This window comes from Prevotella sp. kh1p2, from assembly GCF_900111525.1.
Taxonomy (GTDB): Bacteria; Bacteroidota; Bacteroidia; order Bacteroidales; family Bacteroidaceae; genus Prevotella.
This window is the reverse complement of record NZ_FOHY01000004.1, coordinates 12,725-37,701: the sequence shown is the minus strand read 5'-3', so window position 1 is coordinate 37,701 and position 24,977 is coordinate 12,725. Positions and strand designations below refer to the sequence as shown.

At 50.9% G+C, this 24,977-nt stretch carries 13 protein-coding genes; 9 read left to right on the top strand and 4 right to left on the bottom strand.

What is annotated here, in order from left to right:
- Window positions 1-30: 30 nt before the first annotated feature.
- The 3 genes from BMW31_RS03530 (at window position 31) to BMW31_RS03520 (ending at window position 13,879) form a co-directional block, all read left to right on the top strand.
- The gene (locus tag BMW31_RS03530) at window positions 31-9,894 is read left to right on the top strand and encodes a toxin TcdB middle/N-terminal domain-containing protein (RefSeq protein WP_255404803.1); all 9,864 of its coding nucleotides are present in this window, start codon (window positions 31-33) and stop codon (window positions 9,892-9,894) included.
- A 117-nt stretch (window positions 9,895-10,011) separates the two neighbouring features.
- Complete coding sequence (locus tag BMW31_RS03525; protein WP_091821099.1) at window positions 10,012-10,470, top strand: hypothetical protein; 459 nt, start codon at window positions 10,012-10,014, stop codon at window positions 10,468-10,470.
- A 151-nt stretch (window positions 10,471-10,621) separates the two neighbouring features.
- Complete coding sequence (locus BMW31_RS03520; protein WP_410524423.1) at window positions 10,622-13,879, top strand: RHS repeat-associated core domain-containing protein; 3,258 nt, start codon at window positions 10,622-10,624, stop codon at window positions 13,877-13,879.
- A gap of 891 nt (window positions 13,880-14,770) precedes the next feature.
- Here BMW31_RS03520 and BMW31_RS03515 read toward each other — a convergent pair.
- From BMW31_RS03515 to mobA, 4 genes are all read right to left on the bottom strand, one after another.
- Window positions 14,771-15,232 (bottom strand): B-box zinc finger protein, encoded by a 462-nt coding sequence (locus BMW31_RS03515; protein ID WP_091821095.1) that lies wholly within the window; start codon window positions 15,230-15,232, stop codon window positions 14,771-14,773.
- A 104-nt stretch (window positions 15,233-15,336) separates the two neighbouring features.
- Window positions 15,337-17,343, bottom strand: a complete 2,007-nt coding sequence (gene mobC / locus BMW31_RS03510) for a conjugal transfer protein MobC (RefSeq protein WP_091821094.1) — start codon at window positions 17,341-17,343, stop codon at window positions 15,337-15,339.
- A 30-nt stretch (window positions 17,344-17,373) separates the two neighbouring features.
- The gene (mobB, locus tag BMW31_RS03505) at window positions 17,374-18,618 is read right to left on the bottom strand and encodes a conjugal transfer protein MobB (protein WP_091821092.1); all 1,245 of its coding nucleotides are present in this window, start codon (window positions 18,616-18,618) and stop codon (window positions 17,374-17,376) included.
- Window positions 18,603-19,022, bottom strand: coding sequence for a conjugal transfer protein MobA (gene mobA, locus BMW31_RS03500; protein WP_091821090.1), 420 nt, complete (start codon window positions 19,020-19,022; stop codon window positions 18,603-18,605). The genes mobB and mobA overlap by 16 nt, the downstream gene beginning before the upstream one ends.
- A gap of 664 nt (window positions 19,023-19,686) precedes the next feature.
- On the opposite strand from mobA, the gene BMW31_RS03490 reads away from it, so the two are divergent.
- The 6 genes from BMW31_RS03490 (at window position 19,687) to BMW31_RS03465 (ending at window position 24,943) form a co-directional block, all read left to right on the top strand.
- Window positions 19,687-20,442 (top strand): ParA family protein, encoded by a 756-nt coding sequence (locus BMW31_RS03490; RefSeq protein ID WP_091821086.1) that lies wholly within the window; start codon window positions 19,687-19,689, stop codon window positions 20,440-20,442.
- 7 nt (window positions 20,443-20,449) lie between these two features.
- Window positions 20,450-20,896, top strand: coding sequence for a DUF3408 domain-containing protein (locus BMW31_RS03485; RefSeq protein ID WP_091821084.1), 447 nt, complete (start codon window positions 20,450-20,452; stop codon window positions 20,894-20,896).
- Window positions 20,897-20,952: 56 nt separating this feature from the next.
- The gene (locus BMW31_RS03480; RefSeq protein WP_091821082.1) at window positions 20,953-21,633 is read left to right on the top strand and encodes a hypothetical protein; all 681 of its coding nucleotides are present in this window, start codon (window positions 20,953-20,955) and stop codon (window positions 21,631-21,633) included.
- 187 nt (window positions 21,634-21,820) lie between these two features.
- Entirely contained in the window at window positions 21,821-22,099 is a 279-nt protein-coding gene (locus BMW31_RS03475) for a DUF4134 domain-containing protein (protein WP_255404812.1), read from the top strand.
- Between the two features lie 11 nt (window positions 22,100-22,110).
- A complete protein-coding gene (locus BMW31_RS03470) occupies window positions 22,111-22,455 on the top strand; it encodes a DUF4133 domain-containing protein (protein WP_091821078.1) in 345 nt (114 codons plus the stop codon).
- Window positions 22,439-24,943, top strand: a complete 2,505-nt coding sequence (locus tag BMW31_RS03465) for a TraG family conjugative transposon ATPase (protein WP_091821076.1) — start codon at window positions 22,439-22,441, stop codon at window positions 24,941-24,943. The genes BMW31_RS03470 and BMW31_RS03465 overlap by 17 nt, the downstream gene beginning before the upstream one ends.
- Window positions 24,944-24,977 lie beyond the last annotated feature (34 nt).

The window sequence follows — 24,977 nt, the reverse complement described above, 5'->3', positions numbered from 1 at the left end:
ATTCATTAACCCATAAATAATGAAAACCGTATGAAAAAGATATTCACAGCGGCATTGGCAGCCTGCGTGCTGGCAGTGTCAGGTGTCGCCATTGCGCGATACGCACAAGATAATCCGGCAGCGAAGGTTTCGTCTGCAGACAAGTCCGGAAGAATCTCGGAGAGCGAAGACGAGGCTCCGGCTGTCGCTGCTGCCTCCATTCCCGTACAGAAGAAAGGAACACAGGGAGCAGAAGCGAAAAATCCTTCTGTCAAGGGTACCGACGGTGTAATGACTTTCCGTTCCACCCTGGCACAGGGTATCATTGGAGTCCCGGAAGGACGCGTGTCGGACAACCCCGAGGACAACATCTTCGAGGTCAGCCTTTCGGGGAGTCCCCGCGAGGCATCCCGGGCATGGCTTGCCTATGAGGTCAGGGGCGTGGCTCCCGACGGCGTGGCACGGAGCATCAACGACCGTCCTTCCGTCGGCGGTTACCTGTTGAGCCGCACGGACAGCTGGACGGCAGTCCGTGAGGAAATCAGCCCCGAGTGGCTGCAGAGCGGCAGGAACACCGTGCTGTTTTCCATCCCTTCTGATGCAGACTGCGCCTATACGGTCAGAAATGTCCGTATCGAGACAGTGGAAGGTCAAGCCAAACCTGCCAATACCGATGCCATCGTCCTCTCCTCTCTGCCGACAGAGCGCGGAGGAAAAACCTACATCCACGGCTTCGTCAAGGGTGCGGTCTCCACTGTCAAGGCAGACGGGGAAGCGATAGCACTCAACGGAAACGAGTTTGAGGGATTGGTTCCTGTTAGGGACGGCAGACTGCATATTACGGCTACCCTTTCTTCGGATAAATTAGAGAAGGTAATCAATATACAGAAAGGGAAAATCGCCGACTACGCACGTTCCTTTACGGCAGCCGGGCATAAGGAAGGCAAGCGCTTCCTCGCCGACAAGGCCGACAGTCTTGCCGTGGGCGGCGGCTTCCTGTCCGTTGCCAAGGGTGACATCGCCAAGTCCGCCAGGTTTACCATCGCCTCCCTCCGGGAGACCGATATTCCGGCACTCGACTATGGTATGACCAATGTCACCGCCAAGGGTGAGGGATACCGCTTCCTGCCTCATGGCAACCACTTTGAGGGCAAGGGTGCGACGGTCAGAATCAAGTATGACCGCACGAAGATTCCGAGCGGTTTCACTGAGGATGACATCAATACCTATTATTTCGACCGTGATACCCGCCATTGGGTAGCACTGGAGCGTGTGAAGGTGGACAAGGCAACAGCCAGCGTGGTTTCCAGAACCACCCACTTCACCGACATGATCAACGGTGTCATCAAGGCACCGGAATCTCCGCAGACCGACGGCTTCACGCCGACGATGATGAACGACATCAAGGCGGCAGACCCGACGGCGAAAATCAATCTCATCACGCCGCCTGAGGCTAATAACCGGGGTTCTGCCAGCCTGCAGTACGGCTTCGAGATGCCGCCGGCCCGCAACGGCATGGCACCGTCGCTGGGCATACAGTACAGCAGTGAGGGCGGCAGCGGATGGCTCGGCGAGGGCTGGAACCTCTCCGTTCCTTCCATTACGCTGGATACCCGATGGGGTGTTCCCAGATATGACAGTGCCAAGGAGACCGAGACCTACCTGATGTCCGGCTCCATGCTCTCGACGATGGGTGACGACGGCAAGATGGGCGTGGCTCACCGCGGTGAGAAGATGAGCCGCAAGGCCGATCGACAGTTCTACACCCGTCAGGGTGGCGACTTCAGCCGTATCATCCGCAAGGGCGACAGTCCCGCGAACTATTATTGGGAGGTTACCGACAAGCAGGGTATCAAGTACACCTATGGCGGCGAAGGTGCCGTATTGAAAGGTACGGCTACCGATGCCTCGGGAGCCAGCCATGAGGTCATTTCCGAATGGAAGCTCAAACGCGTGGAGGAAACGCACGGCGATTATATCGAATATGTCTATGAGACGGCTGACGAGCCCGTCCGTGGCGGACTCGTGGGTAAAGCCATCTACCTGAAGGAGGTCCACGCAGGCAACAGCGGACAGGCTCCGCATACCGTGGTGGTCTTCGAGGGCAGCAAGGAAAAGAGGCTGAAGACCAACAACGCAAGATACGGCTTCCTCACATCTTCCAACCGTCTGTTGGAGAAGGTGACGGTGAACTTCCAGGGCAGCGTGCTGCGTAGCTATGCCTTCACCTACGGAGAAGGCGCTTTCTACAAGGATGTGCTCACGGGAGTAAGACAGCTGGACGACAAGGGGCAGGAAGTGTCCTTCCAGAACTTCGGCTATTATGACGATGTGCAGTCTGACAAGGGTTATGTGCCATTCAAGGACAGTCAGGAGACATGGAATACCCATAACGACGGGCTGGACGCTGGGTTCGTCAATCCGCTTCAGGCTGTATCCAAACGGTTCAGCGACAAGCCTACGGCATTGGGAGGTACGACCGGTACCTCATACAGCGGTTCGTTCTATGCTGGAGTAGGTGTTGACGACAAAAGTCCTTGGAAAGGCAATACGGTAGGTGCATCATACAGTTATTCTACCGATAATTCCAAAGGATTATCCGCCCTTGTCGATATCAATGGCGACGGTCTGCCGGATAAGGTTTACAGAGATGGAAGCACTTTATATTACAGGCCACAGCTTAGCAATTCATCAGGAAAGGTTACCACATACGGAGAGCCGATAAAGATAAACGGTATCAGGAACTTCTCTACAGCCAAGAGTACAACTAATTCCGGCGGTGCGAAGGCTATCCCCGGCTATGGAAAGTTCACCGCCGTTGTCGGCGTGGATGTATCCAAGACCAAGACCAAAACCACGGAGTATTTCTCCGACATCAATGGCGATGGTCTGGTAGACCTCGTTTCCAACGGCAAGGTCTATTTCAACCATATTGAGTTTGACGGTCAGGGGAATGCCGTTCCTACTTTCACGCTCAGCAGTGCCGACACGCCGAGTCCTATCATCTACAGTGGCAAGGTCGATGCTTCTGTCATCAAGATAGACCCTGCGGAGCAGCAGGAACTGATTGCCTCCTCGCCGATGGAGGACATGGTGCGTGTATGGCAGGCACCGAAGGCTGGTACGGTCAGCATCTCCGGAAACGTGAGCCTGATAGCACCTTCCGGGGATTATGACACGGAGGAATATGCCAAGGCTGACGGTGTACGCGTTGCTATCCAGAAAGGCGGTACGGAACTGTGGAGCAAGAGCATTGCCAAAGGAGACGCCTCTTCCTACAATGCGGCAGCACAGAACGTAACGGTCAAGAAGGGCGACCGTATCTATTTCCGTGTGCAGAGTGGTACGGAGGAAACGAGCAACGGTGCCTTCGACCATGTAAAATGGGCTCCGGTCATTACCTATACGGGAACGGGCGAGACCTTACCTGACGGAATGTCTACGACAGTCTATAAGTCGGAAGAAGGAGCAGTCTATGATGTGAACACGGTTACAAGCACGGAGGGTAGTACTTCCATCACACTTCGTGGCAAATTCACCAAGCCCGTTACTTCCGATGACATTACATTGAAGGTTATCGCCTCGAATGAGGAAAAGGACAGTCTTGCCAATGATAACCCGGCCTACAAGACGCAGGAGATTTACACCAGGACATTTGCTTATAATGAGACTTTTGACGGTGAACTGACCGAAACCATTGCCAATTCAGGCGCATTGCCTAATCTCCAGTTTATGATTACCTCCACATCCAATGTGGATTGGACAAACGTAAAATGGGCACCGCAGGCAGAACTGACGACAGCAGATGGGAAACAGACCGTTTCCGCGGCACCGCACTATGTCCTGTATCAGAACATGGTCAGTGAGGGAAAGCCGTTCACACTGGCTGCCGATGCAGCGTCTCTCACCGTAACACCTTCCGTTACATTCGTTCCTGCTTCGGGAAAGAACGGTAACGTGACCATGACGGTCAAGTCCGAAAACAGGCTGTGGGGTAAGAAGACCTATACGGTCACTAACGGCATAATGCCGAAGGATGCTCTTACCGTAAGTAATGTCAGCGCAGGCAAGGTATGGGTGGACTACTTCTATTCGGGTGAAATAAGTCCCAGTGATGTCATCACATCTTCCGCTGCCGTTACAGGAACAGGCAGTGTCCAGACCGGCTTCTATGCTCAGGCAGGAGATGACGGCTTCGGCCCACTCTATCGAGGCTGGGGTGGCTTTGTCTATAATGCCGCAGAAGGCAGATATGCCAAACCGATAGACGAGTCATTGCTGGTTCTTCCTAAAGACAAGGATGCTAAGTTGGATCCAAGGACGATGGTATTCACTCCGATTGGAACGGACCAAAGCACGCTGTCACGCTGGACAGGTCAGAATCAGGACATTTATCTGACCGGTGACGAAATGAGTTCTGCCCGTCTGGCCGAGCAGGATGTCATTCTGACCAACCCATTGGAGACCAATGTGGATATAGCTGCCCTTTCCGGTGATTGCCTGCAGGGTACGGGAGCTGCGGCTGTCACACAAGTATCTGAAAACAAGAGTACCGATACGCAAAGTGGTGCCATGGGCATTACCTATAATGATGCCAATGGACATATGAACACTCTGGTTTCCATGATGGACATGAACGGCGATGGTTATCCGGATATTGTGGCCGGCGGTTCAATTCAATATACCAATTCTCTTGGTGGTATCAGCGGCGAGAAGTACGAGAGTATCGGAAATGTCAGATCTGATAATGAATCCTATGCGTGGGGATATGGAGGTAATCCAGTATCTTCCATATCAAATATCATTGGAAAGAAAGCATCAAGGGAAAATAACGAAAATGCCCGTACTTCATGGTTAGGTAAGATTTCTATTTCAGGAAGTGCTCCCAAGAATAATGATTCCGCTGTTGAGAGTTTCACTGACATTAACGGTGACGGTCTTCCTGACAAGATAGAAGCTGGAAACAAGGTCAGAATCAACCTCGGCTACTCATTTACAGAGCCGATTGACTGGCAGATAGACAGGATACAGGGCGGACAGAGCCTTTCATATAATGGAGGTGTCGGTGTAGATATCGCGTCTTCAAGTTATTCAGCCGGAGTGGGCATTGTTACTACTGAAACCTCGGCAGGTTACGACCTGATGGATATAAACTCCGACGGATTGCCTGACAAAGTCTGGAAAACTGACAATGGTATCATGGTTGCACTGAACAATGGACAGGCATTTGATACTCCGATACAATGGAAAGGTCTTATCGGGCTGACCGAGTCAGCTTCCACATCTGAGTCTGTCAATGGTGCATATACCCATTATATACCGATAACCGTTTTTGGAGTAGGAGTTAAGATTACCCTTAACCCAGGCGCAAGTACGGGACACTCCATCAACCGAACGACCTACTCTTTACAGGACGTGGACGGAGACGGCTATCTTGACATCGTGGAATCCGAGAAGGAAAGCGAGCTGAAGGTGACCCGCTCTGCCATCGGCAGGACAAACATGCTCAAGACCGTTACCAACTCCCTCGGTGGAACCTTTACGCTTGACTATAAGCACAGTACGCCTACCTACGGGCTGCCCGGCGGTAAGTGGGTGATGTCGTCCGTAACCGTCGATGACGGTATCCATGACGACGGTCCGCTGATGAAGACGATGTTCGACTACTCCGACGGACAGAAGGACCGCCATGAACGCGAGTTCCTCGGCTTCGGTAAGGTAGTCACCAAGAATATCGACACGGAGAAGGGCGACTCGGTCGTCTATCGTCAGGCTGTCCAGCTCTACGACGTTTCCACCTACTACGCACAGGGCAATGAACTCGGTGCTTCCGTGGAAGATGCAGAAGGCAACAAGTACACCGAGACCCATAATGAATATGACGGCTATTATCTCACTGCCAACGGTGACAAGTACACCTTCACCAAGCAGGATGTGCTTTGCAGCGACCGCGCCTCCGCCTTTGTTCCGCTCCGCTATACCGCCAACAGGCAGTATGAGGGACAGGCAAGTAGCATCACCACTTCCGAGGCATGGAACGAGTATTACCTCACGGGCTACCACGGAGAGCTGAAGTCCTACAAGTTCAGCGACAAGGGCAAGTTGGGTGCTGACGGTTCGGGTAGGTTCGACTACCAGACCGCCATCCAGTACACTTCTAATGAGGGCAAACACATCTATAGTCTGCCGACGGACGTAACCGTTACGGGCGGCGACGGCAAGGCTTACCACCATGTCACTGCCACCTACGATGTGAACTATGCCGACCATATCACGCAGATACGCCAGCAGCTCGGCAGTGGTGAAGCCGTGTCCGACTACACCTACGATGCTTACGGCAACATCACCAAGACCACGCTCCCAGCCAATGCCAAGGGACAGCGTATGTGGTACAGTTACCGCTACGAGCCTGTGATGAATATGTACGTGGAGCGAGTTGACGATGCCTTCGGCTACCGCAGCGAGGCAGACAACTTCGACTACCGTTACGGTATGGCCTTGCAGCGCCGTGACCTCAACAACTTCTATTACGAAACCGACCTCGACAACCTCGGACGAGTGAAAGCCGTGCGTGGTCCTAACGAGTTGGCCACCGGCGTACCTTACATCATCGCCTTCGATTATCAGCCTAAGGCAACCTTTGGCGAGAACGGCATCACGGCACCTGCCTACGCCGTGACGAAGCACTATGACATCCAGCACCCGAATGACGACATGGAGACCATTACCTTCGTGGACGGCTTCGGACGTCCCGTGCAGGTAAAGAAAGACGGTGTCGTTACCACTGCCGCCAAGGGCAGCACACCTAAGGATGAGAACGTGATGATTGTCAGCGGTCGCAACGTATATGATGCCTTTGGTCGCGTGGCAAAGGCTTACTACCCCGTAACAGAGGCTCTGGGCAGCAAGACCACGTTTAACAAGGCTTTCGACAATGTGTCACCGACAGTATCTGTTTATGACGTGCTCGACCGTGCCATGAAGGTAACGCTTCCTGACAATGCCGAGACCAAGACGGAATACACCATCGATGCGGGCAGCAATACGCTCGTAACGACCGTAACCGATGCTCTGGGCAACCGACAGGCTACCTATACCGACGGCAGCGGCAAGACCGTGAAGACCGAGCAGCTCAGCGGCCCGGACGGAACGATTACCACCTCCTTCGAGTATGACGGCATCGACCGCCTCGTCAAGGTAACCGATACCGAGGGCAACGTGACGACATCCGTCTATGACATGGGCGACCGCCGTACGGAGGTCAATCACCCTGCCAGCGGTATCACCACCTTCACCTACGACGCTTTGGGCAATGTGGTGACCAAGCAGACCGCCAACCTCAAGAAGGAGGGCAAGACCATCAGTTATGAGTATGACTACGGACGTCTGACGGCTATCAACTATCCCGACCATCCGGAGAATAACGTGAAGTATTACTATGGCGGGCGCAATGCCTCCCAGAACCGTATCGGCAGGCTGATGCTCCGTGAGGACGGCAGCGGTGCCATCGAATACTTCTACGGCAAGATGGGTGAGGTTGTCAAGACCCGCCGCACGATGATTGTGCCTAATCAGGCTATTGCCACCTACGTGACGCAATGGACCTACGACAGCCACAACCGACTCCTGGAGATGATCTATCCCGACGAGGAGAAGGTTACTTATTCTTACAACCTCGGCGGACAGCTTGACCATGTGCGTGGCTACAAGTCCTACGGCTACGACTATGTGAACAAGATTGGCTACGACAAGTTCGAGCAGCGCACCTACCTCAAATACTGTAACGGTGCCGAGACCTTCTACAGTTACGACCCGCAGCGTCGCAGGTTGCAGAACCTCGCGGTCAGTGCCAAGTCAGGTACCATCATGGACAATGCCTATACCTACGATGCGGTGAGCAATGTGCTCAGCGTGAAGAACGGTGCCCCGCTCCCGCAGAGCGGCAAGGCCGGTGGTCAGATGAACCACCAGTACACCTACGATGCGTTGTATCGTCTGGCAAGTGCGACGGGAACCTACACAGGAGCTGACAGCAAGACGGCATCCTACACCCTTGCAATGAGCTATGACAACATGCACCGTATTACGAGCAAGAAGCAACACCTCACGCAAAGCAATGTGCAGTTCAACGGCTCGCTCAATGCAGGCTACGACCTCACCTACACCTATCAGGACTCTGTGGGACACAAGTTCCAACTGGCGAATGTTCAGGACGTGAACTACCGCACGGAGGGAACAGCCGATGAGAACGACAAGGTGGATAACGGTCACCGCTATACCTACGATGCCAACGGTAACCTCGTCTATATCAACACCAGCCGAGTGAAGAGAGACGGCAAGGAGGATGAGAAAGCGACCGAGCAGAAGTTCAAGTGGGACGAGGAGAACAGGCTCCTTGCTGCAGATGAGAACGGTTTTGTGAGCAACTACTGGTACGATGCCGATGGTGAGCGCACAGTGAAGACCAGCGGCGAGGGTGAGCTGATCTATGTAAACTCCGAGTTCGCAGGTGGCAGAACAAACACAGCCAAGTTCAGCCTGTATGTCAGTCCATACCTTGTAGCCAACCAAGGTGGACGTTACACCAAGCATATCTATATTGGTAGCCAGCGCATTGTCAGCAAGCTTGGTGACTTCGCTTCCTACGGTTCAGACCCACGTCGGATACCGTATGCCGGCAGTGAGGCTGATGCAGTCAGCGTGGATTACAAGAGTAAGTATGCTAGCCAGCAGCAGGTCATCAAGGACAACTATGCCACGTTCAATGTTCCTTATAATGGTGAGGACAACAACGACTATGTGGATGGCGAGGGCTTCTGCTGTAACGACGGTACTCCCGAGGCTGTACAGGCTAAGGCGATGGCTGCAAACGTGGCTGGAGCGAAAGCTATCAACGGCAACTTCAAGGAGAACGACGACTACGAGAAGATGCAGTTCTTTTACCATCCTGACCACTTGGGCAGCAGTAGCTACATTACCAATCTTGACGGTGAGGTGGCACAGCATATTGAGTATGTGCCATTCGGAGAGGTGTTCATAGAAGAGCGCAACAATACGTGGAACACGCCTTATCTCTTCAACGCCAAGGAATTTGACGAGGAGACAGGGTTGTACTACTATGGTGCGAGGTATTATGAGCCGAGGTTGAGTTTGTGGATGAGCGTGGATTTATTGCAAGAAAAAAATCCAAACATATCAAGCTATGCATATTGTATAGATAATCCAATTAAATTTATTGATTTTGATGGGAAAGACTGGTTTGTAAATTACCAAGGATTTTATTTGTGGTCAAATAGTTCGGAGGTTTCTGGTTTTGTGTACTATGGGGCAACTTTACCAAATACTGTTTCCAAGTATAATATCCTCGAAAATATCAACGGGAAATTATACCACAAATATACAACTAACATTCCCAATAGAATCTTAAATAAATTATTCGGCACTCATCTTGTAGAAAAGAAGATTTATGATGCCGCATGGGAATCTGCAAGTAGTGAACTACAAAGTACTGCTTTTGGAGTGGCATCGTGGGGGCTTTTATCGAAGTTAGCAGGCCCCGTAATAGGAAGAATTATTTCACAGATTCGAGTATCTAATATCGTTCCCAATAAAGGAGTTTTCATGAATTCTGTTTTAAGCACTTCGAAAAATGGTATGACACAGATTGCCCGTGCTTTACAGAAGCATGCAGGTAGGGCTAATAGTTCATTTAGCAACATAAAATTTTCGGGTAAGACAGCCACGAAAGATGGCTTAAATGTGCTAAAGGATATCATGAATTCAAAGAAAAAGATAATTGATATCGAATCTAATGAAACAAAAACTATATATGATAAGGCAACAGGACGTGGCTTTAATATCAGTCGAGAAGGAAAATTCAATGGATTCAGAGATCTTAAAGAAAGAAGCAAGTGATTCTATAACTATTCAGCTTGCCACGCTGACTCCAGCAAGCGAAACGCGAAATATCATCCACATATAATCTGGTGTCAAAAGTGGTTATTGCTGAATAGTTTTTTAAATTGTTGTACTATGGACTGGAAAGAAATTAAAAAGAAATTGTATTATACCAATGACGATTATATAAGAGATGTTATTGCGTTTCATTTGCGAGATGAGGCATGGGATATAATCTCCAATTATATTTCCCAACACACTCTTTTTTATGTAAGTAAGAGTATTACAAGTGGTGCAAGTGTTGAGAAAAAACTGGATGGCAATATTATTACAATCTATATAGAAAACAATCCTCTAATAAGATGGTACTTAAATAGTAGAAATATTTTAGAGATGGATGTTGATGCTAGGTTTGTTACCAATGAGAATATTCATAACACAGTCTGTAGTTTTTTTGTTAATTTGTCAAATTTGCTTGATAACGAAATCTATATGTTAGACGATACGATAAAAGAAAAATCTGTGATACTTATAGAATTCAGACCACATAAACCAGCAAATATACTAATGCAGACTAAATATTTAAGGATGTGAAGGAATGCGACCCCTTACTGAATACATTTCATCATGTAATATAAAGGATGCTCTATTTCGTTCGACCTATTGTTTACATATGCAGGACGGCATCACGGTACCTGCCTACGCCGTGACGAAGCACTATGATGTCCAGCATCCGAACGACGACATGGAAACCGTCACCTTCGTGGACGGCTTCGGACGTCCCGTGCAGGTGAAGAAGGACGGTGTCGTTACCACTGCCTCCAAGGGCAGCGCACCCAAGGATGAGAACGTGATGATTGTCAGCGGGCGCAACGTATATGACGCCTTCGGCCGCGTGGTAAAGGCTTACTACCCCGTAACAGAGGCTCTGGGCAGCAAAACCACGTTCAACAAGGCCTTCGATAATGTGTCACCGACAGTATCTGTTTATGACGTGCTCGACCGTACCATGAAGGTAACGCTTCCTGACAATGCCGAGACCAAGACGGAATACACCACCGATGTCAGCAGCAATACGCTCGTCACGACCGTAACCGATGCCCTGGGCAACCGTCAGGCAACCTACACCGACGGTAGCGGCAAGACCGTGAAGACCGAGCAGCTCAGCGGCCCGGATGGAACGATCACCACCTCCTTCGAGTACGACGGTATCGACCGCCTCGTGAAGGTAACCGACACCGAGGGCAACGTGACGACATCCGTCTATGACATGGGCGACCGCCGCACGGAGGTCAATCATCCTGCCAGCGGTATCGCCACCTTCACCTACGACGCTTTGGGCAACGTGGTGACCAAGCAGACTGCCAACCTCAAGAAGGAAGGTAAGACCATCAGGTATGAGTATGACTACGGACGTCTGACCGCCATCAACTATCCCGACCATCCGGAGAACAACGTGAAGTATTACTACGGCGGGCGCAATGCCTCCCAAAACCGTATCGGCAGGCTGATGCTCCGTGAGGACGGCAGCGGTGCCATCGAATACTTCTACGGCAAGATGGGTGAGGTTGTCAAGACCCGCCGCACGATGATTGTGCCCAATCAGGCCATTGCTACCTACGTGACGCAGTGGACCTACGACAGCCACAACCGACTGCTGGAGATGATTTATCCCGATGAGGAGAAGGTTACCTACTCCTACAACCTCGGCGGCCAACTCGACCATGTGCGTGGCTACAAGTCCTACGGCTACGACTATGTCAACAAGATTGGCTACGACAAGTTCGAGCAGCGCACCTACCTGAAGTACTGCAACGGTGCTGAGACCTTCTACTCTTACGACCCGCAGCGCCGCAGGTTGCAGAATCTCGTTGTCAGTGCCAAGGCAGGCACCATCATGGACAATGCCTATACCTATGATGCGGTGAGCAATGTGCTCAGCGTGAAGAACGGTGCCCCGCTCCCACAGAGCGGCAAGGCAGGCGGCCAGATGAACCACCAGTACACCTATGATGCGCTGTATCGTCTGGCAAGTGCAACGGGTACCTATACGGGTGCTGACAGCAAGGCGGCTTCCTACACCCTTGCGATGGGCTACGACAATATGCACCGCATCACGAGCAAGAAGCAGCACCTCACGCAAAGCAATGTGCAGTTCAACGGCTCGCTGAGTGCAGGCTACGACCTCACCTATACCTATCAGGACTCTGTGGGACACAAGTTCCAGCTGGCGAATGTCCGGGACGTGAACTACCGCACGGAGGGGGCAGCCGGAGAGGACGACAAGGTGAATAACGGCCATCGCTACACCTACGATGCTAATGGTAACCTTGTCTATATCAACACCAGCCGTGTGAAGAAAGACGGCAGGGAGGATGAGAAGGCTACGGAGCAGAAGTATCGCTGGGACGAGGAGAACCGCTTATTAGCAGCTGATGAGAACGGCTTTGTATCTAACTACTGGTACGATGCCGACGGTGAGCGCACGGTGAAGACCAGTGGCGAGGGGGAGCAGATCTATGTGAACTCCGAGTTTGCAGGAGGACGCACCAATACCGCCAAGTTCTCGCTCTACGTGAGCCCATACCTTGTAGCCAACCAAGGCGGACGATACACCAAGCATATCTACATCGGCAGCCAGCGCATTGTCAGCAAGCTCGGTGACTTTGCTTCCTACGGCTCAGACCCAAGGAGAATACCGTATGCAGGTAGCGAAGCTGATGCAGTCAATGTGGATTACAAGGGCAAGTACACCAGTCAGCAGCAGGTGATTAAGGACAACTACGCTACGTTCAATGTTCCTTACAATGGTGAGGATAACAACGACTATGTGAATGGTGAGGGCTTCTGCTGTAATGACGGTACCCCTGAGGCTGCACAGGCAAAGGCTATGGCTGCAAATGCGGCAGGTGCCAAGGCTGTCAGCGGCAACTTCAAGGAGAACGACGACTACGAGAAGATGCAGTTCTACTACCATCCTGACCATTTGGGCAGCAGCAGCTACATTACCAATCTTGATGGCGAGGTGGCGCAGCATATCGAGTATGTGCCGTTCGGCGAAGTCTTCATCGAGGAACGCAACAATACGTGGAACACGCCTTATCTCTTCAACGCCAAGGAATTTGACGAGGAGACGGGTATGTATTACTATGGTGCAAGATACTATGAACCGAGGCTGAGTTTGTGGATGAGTTGTGATCTTTTGCAGGAATTAAAAGCAGATATTTGCTCTTATACTTATTGTATTGGTAGCCCTATTGTTTATACCGATCCAAATGGGTGTCTGGAAAGTACTGATGTTATAAAAAAATCTAACGGTACATACCAAGTGGTAAATGCCCATAATGATGGTGACAATAATATTTATCTTGTGGACAGGGAAGGTAAGAGAACAGGGGAGATTATTGGAACAACTTTGAGACCATACGATTTTATGGGAACGGATAATAAAAATGGGAAATTCCATTTTAAGGCAAATGAGACGGGAATTATTTTTGACATCAACAAGTTAACTGTATCAGGAACTGTACAAACAAAAAATGCAACATATTCTGTTTATAATGCAAATGCCCAGAGGCTTCTTGACTGGGGACAGAGTCTTTTTAGATCCGAAGTACAATTTGAAAGCCCTATGACTTTTTATGGAGAATTAAAAGTTCTGAAATCACTGTCAGCCAATAATGCTGCATTAGATGTAAAAGTAAGTTTGGGGGCAAATCCTTATACAGCTTTAAAGGCTGGCACTAATAGTAATGGTACTCCTAAAATAACTACACTAAGAGCAATAGGTAACATGATTTTTGGTGCAAATGTTCATTCAACAAAGCCATTCCTGCTGGGAACACCGACTTGGTATTATTCGATGGTTATGGGAGAAGTTGGAAAATATAATCAAAGTCAAAATTCAGGCTTAGGTTATAATAAAGGCTTCCCTTATTTCGGCGAACACACTTACTCTGGAGATTATATATATTATGGATATTATGGGAAGTTTTATAAATAACATAACGGTATCTTTCGCATGCTTATTCTTGGTTGGTGGATGCGTTCCCAGCTTTCGTCCTCAAGAGAAAGAGCAGAATCGAATAAACGTAAAGAATGGTACATTTGTATTGATTGATCATATCGGCACACTGGACAGTGAATTCCCTTCTGAAGTCTATTTTATTAGTAATAAAGACTCTGTTCTAGTATATAAAGGATATGGAATCAAAAACATGAGCGTAAAAGATGATACGCTTGCCATATATTCGAACGGAGAAACTCTACATCATCTTAGCAAAATTGATAATTATATTGTAATATCATATTTATCTGAATAGCATACGACTGTGATGGTAATGCTCCAGTTTGGGAGTTGTGAGAATAAGGTCTTGATTATCAAGACTATCTGATAAGTTAAAAATGCGAAGGCTGGGGATTAACGCTCTGCCTTCGCATTATTTTCGCAATTACAGAATAAGCAAAAGAAGCAACGAGATAATTTTGGAACTTCATGCTCCAGATAGGGAGTTAAGTTTTTATGTCCCTATTGTAATCTGAGTCAATCGTTAAAAGTGGGAAGAATTGCAATGGCAAACAACGCTACTAATGTTTCACGATACGACTGTTATACAACGGAGTATTGCCGAATAGACATTCTGGAGGTTGGGGGCGCTTCCTGCAACCAACACCTTCATATTATCGATTGCTGATGCCAAGGGAGGCGAGTAATCCAAAGTTTTGCTCGAAAATCATTACACATCATTACTCAACAGATAATAGGACGTATTGTGATATAAAGCAGCATACCATGCAAAAGCATCCGTTCTTTGTTATGAGGGTATCAAGCAGCGCATGCAACAGGACTATTCCTGTGCCATGAATAGGTTTCTGAATGGCTCTATTTCTCTGCCTATCTTATACTTGTATATGTCAAACTGTGATAAAACACTTTGACGATGTTCCACGCTATAACCACAGGTGCAAGGAAAAATCCTGTAACAATATACACAATCAACTTCAACAGCATATACAACCATGCCGTATCTGCACTGAAGACAAACACCGTGTTGCGCAAAAGAGAATTAAAGACCTGCCACCCGGTAACCAAGGCCACCAAAATGTAACCGCTCAGAAAAGACTGGTCCCCTCCTGACTTCGACGGCAGGAAATCAAGTTTGTATCCGACGAAGAACAGGACGGCAAACACGACCAGATAGCCGATTGAACTGGCAATGTTTTCCGCCTTCTTCGTCTTCCTGCAATCAGCACAAAGCAGGCTTCCCCTGCTATTAGAACATTCTGTACAGAGCCCATGCCCACACTCAGGACAAACGGATACCGCGGGCCTTTCCGGATGATTCTTACAATTCATATCTAATTATTTCCGATGATTTTGCAAAGTTAGCATTTATTCTCAAATTAAAAGATAACATTCGGTATTTTTTATTTTACCGGCTACGGACGATGTGATGCCAGTCATTCACCACGCAGCAAATGCTTCAATTTCTCATCGCTGGAAATCCTTTTCAACTCGTCACTGACAATCTGCCGCACCTCTGCCTTGATGCGGTTGTAGTTCTCCTGTATCATCTCCTTCATGCAGTCCCTGCCGTCGGCATCGGTAAAGTCGGTGATGACCGGGATGGGCCTGTACCTCCCCATCTCTTCTGAAACCTTGGCACTGTCGATGACAATCTCGGCATGGAAAATCTTCTGCTCGATGCGCTCGTCGAAGTTGTCCGACACGGCCCCTACGAACATTCCCTGCGTGAGCCCTGAAATCTTGCTGGGCGGTATAAGGCTGTCCATCTGCGTGTTGATGGAGGTAGACACGTCCTGCCGGTTGATGGACAGCGACTGCCGTTTCTGCAACACCTTGCCAAACCGCTCTGAAAGCGTCTTGGCCGTCTCACCGACAACCTGCCCTGAAAAGATATTGCCCACCGTGTTCATCACCACCTTTGCCTCCTTGTCGCCATAGTCGCGCACCAGCTGCGAGAAGTCCTGAAAGCCCAGACACACGGCCACCTTGTTGCTTCGGGCGGTGGCGATGAGATTGTCAAGGCCCTTGAAATAGATGGTGGGCAGCTCGTCGATGATGACGGACGACTTGAGCATCCCTTTCTTGTTGATGAGCTTTACGATGCGGCTGTTATACAGGCCGAGTGCCGCCCCGTAGATATTCTGCCGGTCGGGGTTGTTGCCCACACAGAGAATCTTCGGCTCCTCGGGGTTGTTGATGTCAAGCGTGAACTCGCTGTCCGACATCACCCAATAGAGCTGCGGTGAAATCATCCTCGACAATGGTATCTTGGCACTGGCAATCTGTCCCTGCAACTGCTCCATCGCTCCGCCTTGCCATGCGTCCATGAAGGGAGAGAGATAGTTCTCCAGTTCGGGATAACTCGTCAGGATAGGAAACACATCTTCGTACCTGCGGTTGAGCAGTTCGATGGCGTGCGGGAAGGTGCAATACCTGCCGTCCTGATAGATGCGCAGGAACCAGATGATGGCAGCAAAGAGGATAATCGGGCTTTCCACGAAGAAGTCACCCTGTTTCTGCACCCATGTCTTGTTGAGGTTGAGCATGATGGTGTAGGCACTCTCGTAGGCATCGGAGATGTCCGTCATAAAGTCCGGGTGGATGGGATTGCAGCGGTGGCTGCGGCGAGGGTCGTCGAAGTTGATGACATAGAACTTCGGTTTCACCCTATATCCCCCTAAGTGATTGAGTAAATGGTTATAGGCAATCATCGTGAGGTCGGGAAACTTGAAGTCATAGACATACATCGAGTAGCCTTTCTCTATCTGCTGCCTGATGAAGGAATTGACCACGGCGTATGACTTTCCGCTGCCCGGCGTGCCGAGTACGATGGTGGCCCGGAACGGATTGACCACGTTGATCCAGCCTTTGTTCCATTTCCTGCGGTAATAGAAGCGCGTGGGCAGATTGACGGAATATTCATTCTCCAAGAGCTGTGTTTCCTGCATGAAACTCTCATTCTCCGTATTGAACACATCGTCCATCAGATTGTGCTTCAGAAGACGGCTCATCCACAGTCCTGCCATCAGCAGGCACACATAGCCGGCGGACAGGGCCAAGATATACAGGACTGCGTTGGCCATGAAAGGAAGGGGCAGGTACAATATCCACCAGTTGAGAAAGAACAGCACAAAGCCGATGGCAAGCACCGTCCATATCCTGCCCCAAGTAATCTGCTCTCCCTTTACTCCTTTGGTTCCGAGGCATGAGAGTGCCAGAAGCAAGGCGGAAAAGAGTTTGGTATAGAGGATGGAGCCGAACAGCCCCGCCGTCCGCTGGAAGTTCACCAGTATTCTGTCCACGACACCGATATTGAAGCCCCACTGTCGGATGGCATCATAGCAGTACCAATAGACATTCATCACCACTAAAATAATACTTACGGCACGCAGAAAATCCATGATTTTCGCCAGTGCCCTCAAATCGTCTTCCTGTTGCATTTTGCTTATTGTTTGATATTCTTTCTTCTGTTACAATGAACGCCCCTTGCCTTTCTTCTTCCGTTTTCGCATAGCACGGATGAACGCTTCTTCCTCCGCGTCAATTACTGGACTGGTGGGCATCAACAGTCCCAATCCGTCGGGCAAATGCTCATGTCCGTCGGAAACGGTCTGCTGTTGAGACGAGGTTTCTTCTGTACGGACAGCCATCGGTATGGGTTTCTTGTCTGCATATGGGAGCGTGAAGTGTTCCTGCAAGGCATTGGCAGAAAGTTCCTTTCCCATGCGTGAGCCGTTGAGGACACAGCCGGTGCGATGGTCAATGAAGGTCGCACCGTAGATACGCCCTTCTTCCGTCAGGCGGAATACGGTGTCAATGCCTTTCTCCTTGAGCAAGTCCACAAACCTGTCCTTGTGGTAAGTACGGGCAAGTGCTGCAAGCACTGCCCGCTTCGTCGGATTGGTAAACTTGCCTTCGGCAATCTGTTTCTTGGAAATTTCAAAATGCCTTTCGATGGCGGTGTGTCCTGCCGCCTTGCCGAAGAGCGAGGACTTAAAAGGATTGCCAACCTTGTTTCCCTTGTCGTCCGTTGCCGAATAGACCAGTCCGTGATATTCACGCCCCTTGACCTCTCCCCGCACTTCCTCGACACTTATATGGTATAATGAAAGCAAGGCACGATATTCTCCGAAGGACTGGAAACGGTATTTGGGGGCCAGTGCCTTGACGGCATTGCCGACCTGCTTTTTGACATCGCCCTTGCCTATATCCACCTTGCGTGCTACCTGCTGCACTTCTCCTTTCTTTTTCTGGGCAGGCTTCAGTCCATACTGCTTTTCGAGTTCCTTCCTGATTCTCTCGCTCCTCCTGAAGAGAAAGTCCTGATTGAGCCGCTTGCCTCTTTCGTCCACATTGAGCGTGACGATATGCAGGTGGTGGCGGTCTATGTCCTCATGCTTGAAGATCATGTAGGGCTGGCTGCCATACCCCAGACGGTCCAGATAGTCCCTTGCTATATTCTCCATCTCCATATCCGTAAGCCTGTCGTCGGGATGCGGATTGAGGGATATGTGCAGGACTGGCTTCTCAGTCCGGATGCCTTCGGGCAGATAGACCATGAAGTCGTTGAAAGCGCGCGCAAGGTCTATCTTTCCCGTGCAGGAATCGAACACCTTGTTCGTGGCAAGCAGCTTGCCTTGTCCCTCGTTTATCTTCTGCGCGTTGTAGGCAAGCGCCCCGTAAAGGGAACTTCCCATGCTTATCTTTGTGACCATTTTCGTTCAAATTCTTGGGTCAGGATAACGATTTCCTGTGTAATCCGTATCAGTTCCTGCGTGCATTTCTCCAGTTTATACAGCAGTGCCATCGCCTTTTTCTCGGAGAAATGCACCCTTAATTCCTTCACTATCTGGTTGTAATTGTTGCCCACCGCACGGTATTGCGAGTGGAAGGAGGACAGTTTCTGATAGTATTCCAACAGGCTCCTGTCCTCCACGAGCACCCTGAAAGGCTGTCCGAAGAACTGCTGCTTGATGAAAACGGAGCGTGTCGTAGCCCCTGCCTTGTCAAACATGGCAAGGAAACGGATGTGTTCCTCCGCATTGAAACGGACGGTATAACGGAATACCGCCGGGTCTTTCTTGGGATGTCTTCCCATTTTTCTCTTTGTCTCATTCATTTTTATAACGGATTTAGTGGTGATATGGCAGCATGGACTGTTTCTGTCAGCCTGCGGGCTTGTCTCATGGGCTCCCGACTTCGGAGGGAAAGCCCGCCCCCTGCAAGGGCAAGATACTTTTCAGGGATGCTTAAATCATTTTGAGCGGCTGAAAAGACATCTTGCTGTGTCTTTGAGGACACAAGAATCCGCCTTCGGACGGATTGGGACAGACCCTTGACGCAGCAGGTCGGAAAGCCGACAGAGACCATTCTGCCCTGTGGGTGCAAAATTACGGGTTAAACGGCAGTCGGAAACGCTTTGGAAAATGCCACTTGCTACCACTTCCGTGCCACATGCTTCCACCTTTGCCGAATCTGGCGGCAGTATGGAGGAAAAGTCATTCTTTTGCAAATGCCATCAGGCAGACATTCCTGTAAGCAGGTGTACCAACAGCCGTTCATCTGTCAGCCTGTGGATATATCCATTCCCCTGCCTGTACGGCTGGCACTGTTATTTGCGCAAGGCCTTATGCTATCGGGGAGGAACATCACGCCCACCTGCGTTCATACGCCATCATGAATGCCGTATGAATGTAATGACAGCAGTACGCACGGCCGGCACGGGAACTTTCTACCAGTGGGTATGTATGCACGAATTTATAAACCTATAAACAACTTCAAGTATGAACAAACCCAAGTATGTGGCCTTCTCCACCCAAAAAGGGGGAGCGGGCAAGACGACGCTCACGGTGCTCACCGCCAGTTACCTGCAATATGTAAAGGGGTACAATGTCGGCATCATCGACTGCGACTTCCCCCAGTACAGCATCCATGACATGCGCAAGCGTGAGCTGGATGCAGCCGTCAGGAACGATTATTACAAGGTGCAGACCTTTGAACTGCTCAAGAGGATGAAACGCAATTTCTATCCCGTAGAGTGCTGCCTGCCGGTCAATGCCATCCCGACGGCAAAAACGCTCAGCCGTGATTACGGAGACCTTGACTTCCTTTTCTTTGACTTTCCCGGTACGGTGAACAACAAGGATGTGATCGACACCATCGCCCGGATGGACTACATTTTCACACCCATCACCGCAGACCGTGTGGTGATGGAGAGTTCCATCACTTTCGCCACGGTCATCAATGAGCAGCTCATCCTGTCGGGCAAATCCCATATCAAGGCCCTCTATCTGCTGTGGAACATGGTGGACGGCAGGGAGAAGACCTCCCTCTATGAAATCTATGAAAAGGTCTGCGCCCAATGCGGCCTTCATATCCTGAAAACATTCATTCCGGACAGCAAGCGTTTCCGCAAGGAAGTGGAGACGGATCGGGCAAGCGTGTTCCGCTCGACGACCCTCCCTCCGGACAAGTCACTCATCAGGGGAAGCAACATTGACAGCCTCGTGGAGGAAATCCTTGAACTCATCCAATCATAATGCAGCTATGGCAAAGAAAACAAGAGCAGACGAGATAGACAGTTCCTTCATCATCAATGCCTTCCGCAAGGATGACAGGAGCATTCCCCCCAGTGCGAGGATAATCAGCGAGCATCCTGAAGACACTCAAAGGGAGGGGCCGGAACCTCCCGACATGGTGGAGCAAACAGTAAAGGAGCCGGTAAGAGAAGATACGGAAAGAAGGCGTAAAGTCGCCAAGCCCGACTATGAAAGCACTTTCGTGCGCGAGACCTCCATCACGGCCCGACAGGGGAAACAGGTATATATCCGCAAGGAGTATCACGACCGTATCCAGAAAATCATCCATGTTGTCGGGCAGAACGAGCTTTCCATAGCCAGTTACCTCGACAACGTGCTGGCATATCATTTTTCCATGTTTGCACAGGAAATCAATGAGACTTTCAACGACCATCTCAAGTCATTCGGATTGTAGACAGCCACTCCGTTTTACAATGCAGGAAACACCTTTTACAAAAAATAAGTTATCCTATGGAAACATTACTGATTATCTGCCTTCTTGCCTGCAACGCATGGCTGCTACACCTCCTTTCCTCCGGCAGGGAAAAGAAAGATGGCCGTGGAAAACGGCAGGCAGAACCATCGCCGGACCATCATGCAAGCATGGATGACATCATTGGCAAAAGCCGCTTCCGCATGTTCAGTCCAAGGGCAGGGAAAGAGGCACAAGCTGCCATTCCGGCGCCACATGCTGCCACTTCCGACGAAACGGAGGAAGTGAGCATTTCAGACACTACCTTTGCCGACGAAATCCCGCAGAAGTCACCCATGCAGGTTCCTGCCGACCGTCTTGACGAGGTCTTCACCGATATGAGAATCGAGGATGCGGACGGCAGGGACAGATGGGAAGAAAGCAGGGAGGACGAGCCGATGGCACAGGGAACGGGCTTTGAGGACATCGACAAGGCCGTGGCCACGGTAAGGAAAGACAGTGCAAGCGACGAGGACAACCTCCATGCGGGCAAGGTGTTTACCCGGATAGAGACCAGCGAGCTGTATGACAGCATCGTCAGCAGCTACGAGTCCGTCGGCACGCGAGTCCGTCAGGTCATGGACATGCACCTCTCCGCCCTTGAGTCAAAAGCAGCAGCCCGCAAGGCTTTCAGCCTTCCGGACAGCATTGAGGACTTCGATGTGAGGAAATATGTATAACCGTCAAAACAAACGACAATGAAAGAAAGGGACTACGGATAAGCCGGGGGATGGACTCACACCACTATCTCCACTTAAAAAAGTATTCACCGCCGGCAAAGGGTTACAGCAGAAAGTCCCTTCCGGCAAATCCAGACAACAATCAATGCAAGCAAACATGAAAAGAGAAAAACAAGTAAAGTGCCTCATGGCTGCCCTCATGCTCCTTGGGGTAACAGGCGCGTCCGCACAGGGTAACGGCCTGGCTGGTATCAACGAGGCCACCCAAATGGTCAGCAGTTATTTCGATCCCGGCACGAAGCTGATTTATGCCATTGGTGCCGTCGTCGGTCTCATCGGAGGCGTAAAGGTCTATGGGAAATTCTCCTCCGGCGACCCCGATACCTCCAAGACGGCGGCAAGCTGGTTCGGTGCGTGTATCTTCCTCATCGTGGCCGCAACCATTCTGCGTTCCTTCTTCCTCTAATCCGCTACAGTATGGCAGAATATTCAATCAACAAGGGGATTGGATCTTCGGTTGAGTTCAAGGGGCTGAAGGCGCAGTACCTGTTCATCTTTGCCGGCGGGCTTCTCGCGCTCTTCGTCATCTTCGTGATTCTCTATATGGCAGGCACAGACCAACTGGTGTGCATCGCTTTCGGCATCGTGTCGTCCTCCATACTCGTATGGGGAACCTTCACCCTGAACAGCCGCTATGGGGAGCACGGACTCATGAAATTGGGAGCCGCCCGCGGCAGACCCCGCTACCTGCTCAACCGGAAACCCGTTTCCCTGATTATCAAGAACAAGGTAAAGAAGAAAAGAAATGAGGAACATACTTAAAGCCACGACCATAGAGAACAAGCTGCCCCTGCTTGCCGTTGAGCAGGGCTGCATCGTGTCGAAGAATGCCGACCTCACCGTCTGCTTCGAGGTGAGCCTGCCGGAACTCTATACGGTGACGGCACAGGAATACGAGGCACTGCATGCCGCATGGTGCAAGGCAATCAGGGTGCTGCCCGACTACAGCGTCATCCACAAGCAGGACTGGTTCATCAAGGAAAAATACAGTCCCCGGACGGACAAGGCGGACATGAGCTTTCTATCACGGAGTTTCGAGCGGCATTTTGCGGAGCGGCCCTATCTGAACCACACCTGCTACCTCTACCTGACCAAGACGACCAAGGAGAGAAACAGGATGCAGAGCAATTTCTCCACGCTTTGCCGTGGACATATCATCCCGAAGGAACTCAATGCCGAGACCGCCGCGAAATTTTTGGAGGCGACGGAACAGTTCGAGCGTATCATGAACGATTCGGGCTTCATCACCCTCAGGCGGCTTTCCGATGAGGAAATCGTGGGGACTGCCCCAAAGTCCGGCATCATCGAGCGCTACCTCTCACTCATGACAGAGGACGAGGGCTGCCTTCAGGACATCGACCTCTCACCCTCAGAAATGAAGGTCGGCGACAACCGTCTCTGCCTGCATACGCTCTCCCATGCGGAGGACATGCCACAGCGCGTGATGACGGACATCCGCTATGAGCGCCTGTCGACCGACCGCTCCGACTGCCGTCTGAGCTTTGCCTCACCCGTAGGGTTGCTGCTTTCGTGCAACCACATCTACAACCAGTACATCTTTCTTGACAACAGCGAGGAAAACCTCCGGAAGTTCGAGAAGACCTCCCGCAACATGCAGTCGCTCTCACGGTACAGCCGGAGCAATGCCATCAACAGCGAATGGATAGAGCAATACCTCAATGAGGCCCACTCCTTCGGGCTTACCTCCGTGAGGGCGCACTGCAACGTAATGGCGTGGAGCGACGACAGGGAGGAACTGCGCAGGATTAAGAATGACGTGGGAAGCCAGCTGGCGTCTATGGGCTGTATGCCCCGCCATAACACGGTGGACTGTCCGACCCTGTTCTGGGCAGCCATGCCCGGCAACGGCGCGGACTTTCCCGCTGAGGAAAGTTTCTATACCTTCACCGAGCAGGCGGTGTGCCTTTTCACGGAAGAGACCAACTACCGCAGTTCCCCGTCGCCCTTCGGCATAAAGATGGTGGACAGGCTCACGGGCAAGCCCCTGCACCTTGACATCTCCGACCTGCCGATGAAGCAAGGCATCATCACCAACCGCAACAAGTTCGTACTGGGGCCTTCGGGCAGCGGCAAGTCCTTCTTCATGAACCACCTCGTCAGGCAGTATTACGAGCAGGGCACGCACATAGTCCTCGTGGACACGGGAAACTCCTATCAGGGACTCTGTGAGATGATACGCCGCAAGACGGGAGGCAGGGACGGCATCTACTACACCTACACGGAAGAGCATCCCATCTCGTTCAATCCTTTCTATACCGACGATTATGTATTTGACGTGGAGAAGAAGGACAGCATCAAGACCCTGCTGCTCACGCTGTGGAAAAGCGAGTCGCAGGAAATCACCAAGACGGAATCCGGAGAACTCGGAAGCGCGGTGAATGCCTATGTCGGGCTGATCCGCTCGGACAGGAGCATCACTCCCTGCTTCGACACCTTCTATGAATACATGCGTGACGTGTACCGCAGGGAACTTGAAGAACGGGACATCAAGGTCGGTAAGGAGGATTTCAACATCGACAATTTCCTCACGACGCTCCGCCAGTATTACAGGGGCGGCCGCTATGACTTCCTGCTGAACTCCCGTGAGAACATAGACCTGCTGTCAAAGCGTTTCATCGTCTTCGAGATTGATGCCGTGAAAGAGAACAGGGAACTGTTCCCTGTCGTGACCATCATCATCATGGAGGCGTTCATCAACAAGATGCGCCGCCTGAAAGGGGTGAGAAAGCAGCTCATCGTGGAAGAGGCATGGAAAGCCCTCTCCTCGGCCAACATGGCGGAATACCTCCGCTACATGTACAAGACCGTGAGAAAGTATTTCGGGGAGGCCATCGTCGTGACACAGGAGGTGGACGACATCATCTCCTCCCCCGTAGTGAAGGAGTCCATCATCAACAACTCCGACTGCAAGATCCTGCTTGACCAGCGCAAGTACATGAACAAGTTCGACCAGATTCAGTCGCTCCTGGGACTGACGGACAAGGAGAAGTCGCAAATATTGTCCATCAATATGGCCAACCACCCCGGAAGGCTCTACAAGGAGGTGTGGATAGGCCTCGGCGGAACGCAGAGTGCCGTCTATGCCACGGAGGTGAGTCCTGAGGAATACTTCGCCTATACGACGGAAGAGACCGAGAAGGTGGAAGTCCGCGCGATGGCGGAAAGGTATGGCGGAGACATGGAGAAAGCCATCAGGGTGCTGGCCGAAGAAAAGAGAAGCAACCATTAAACTTACAACAAACAATCATCAAATGAAAGAAACG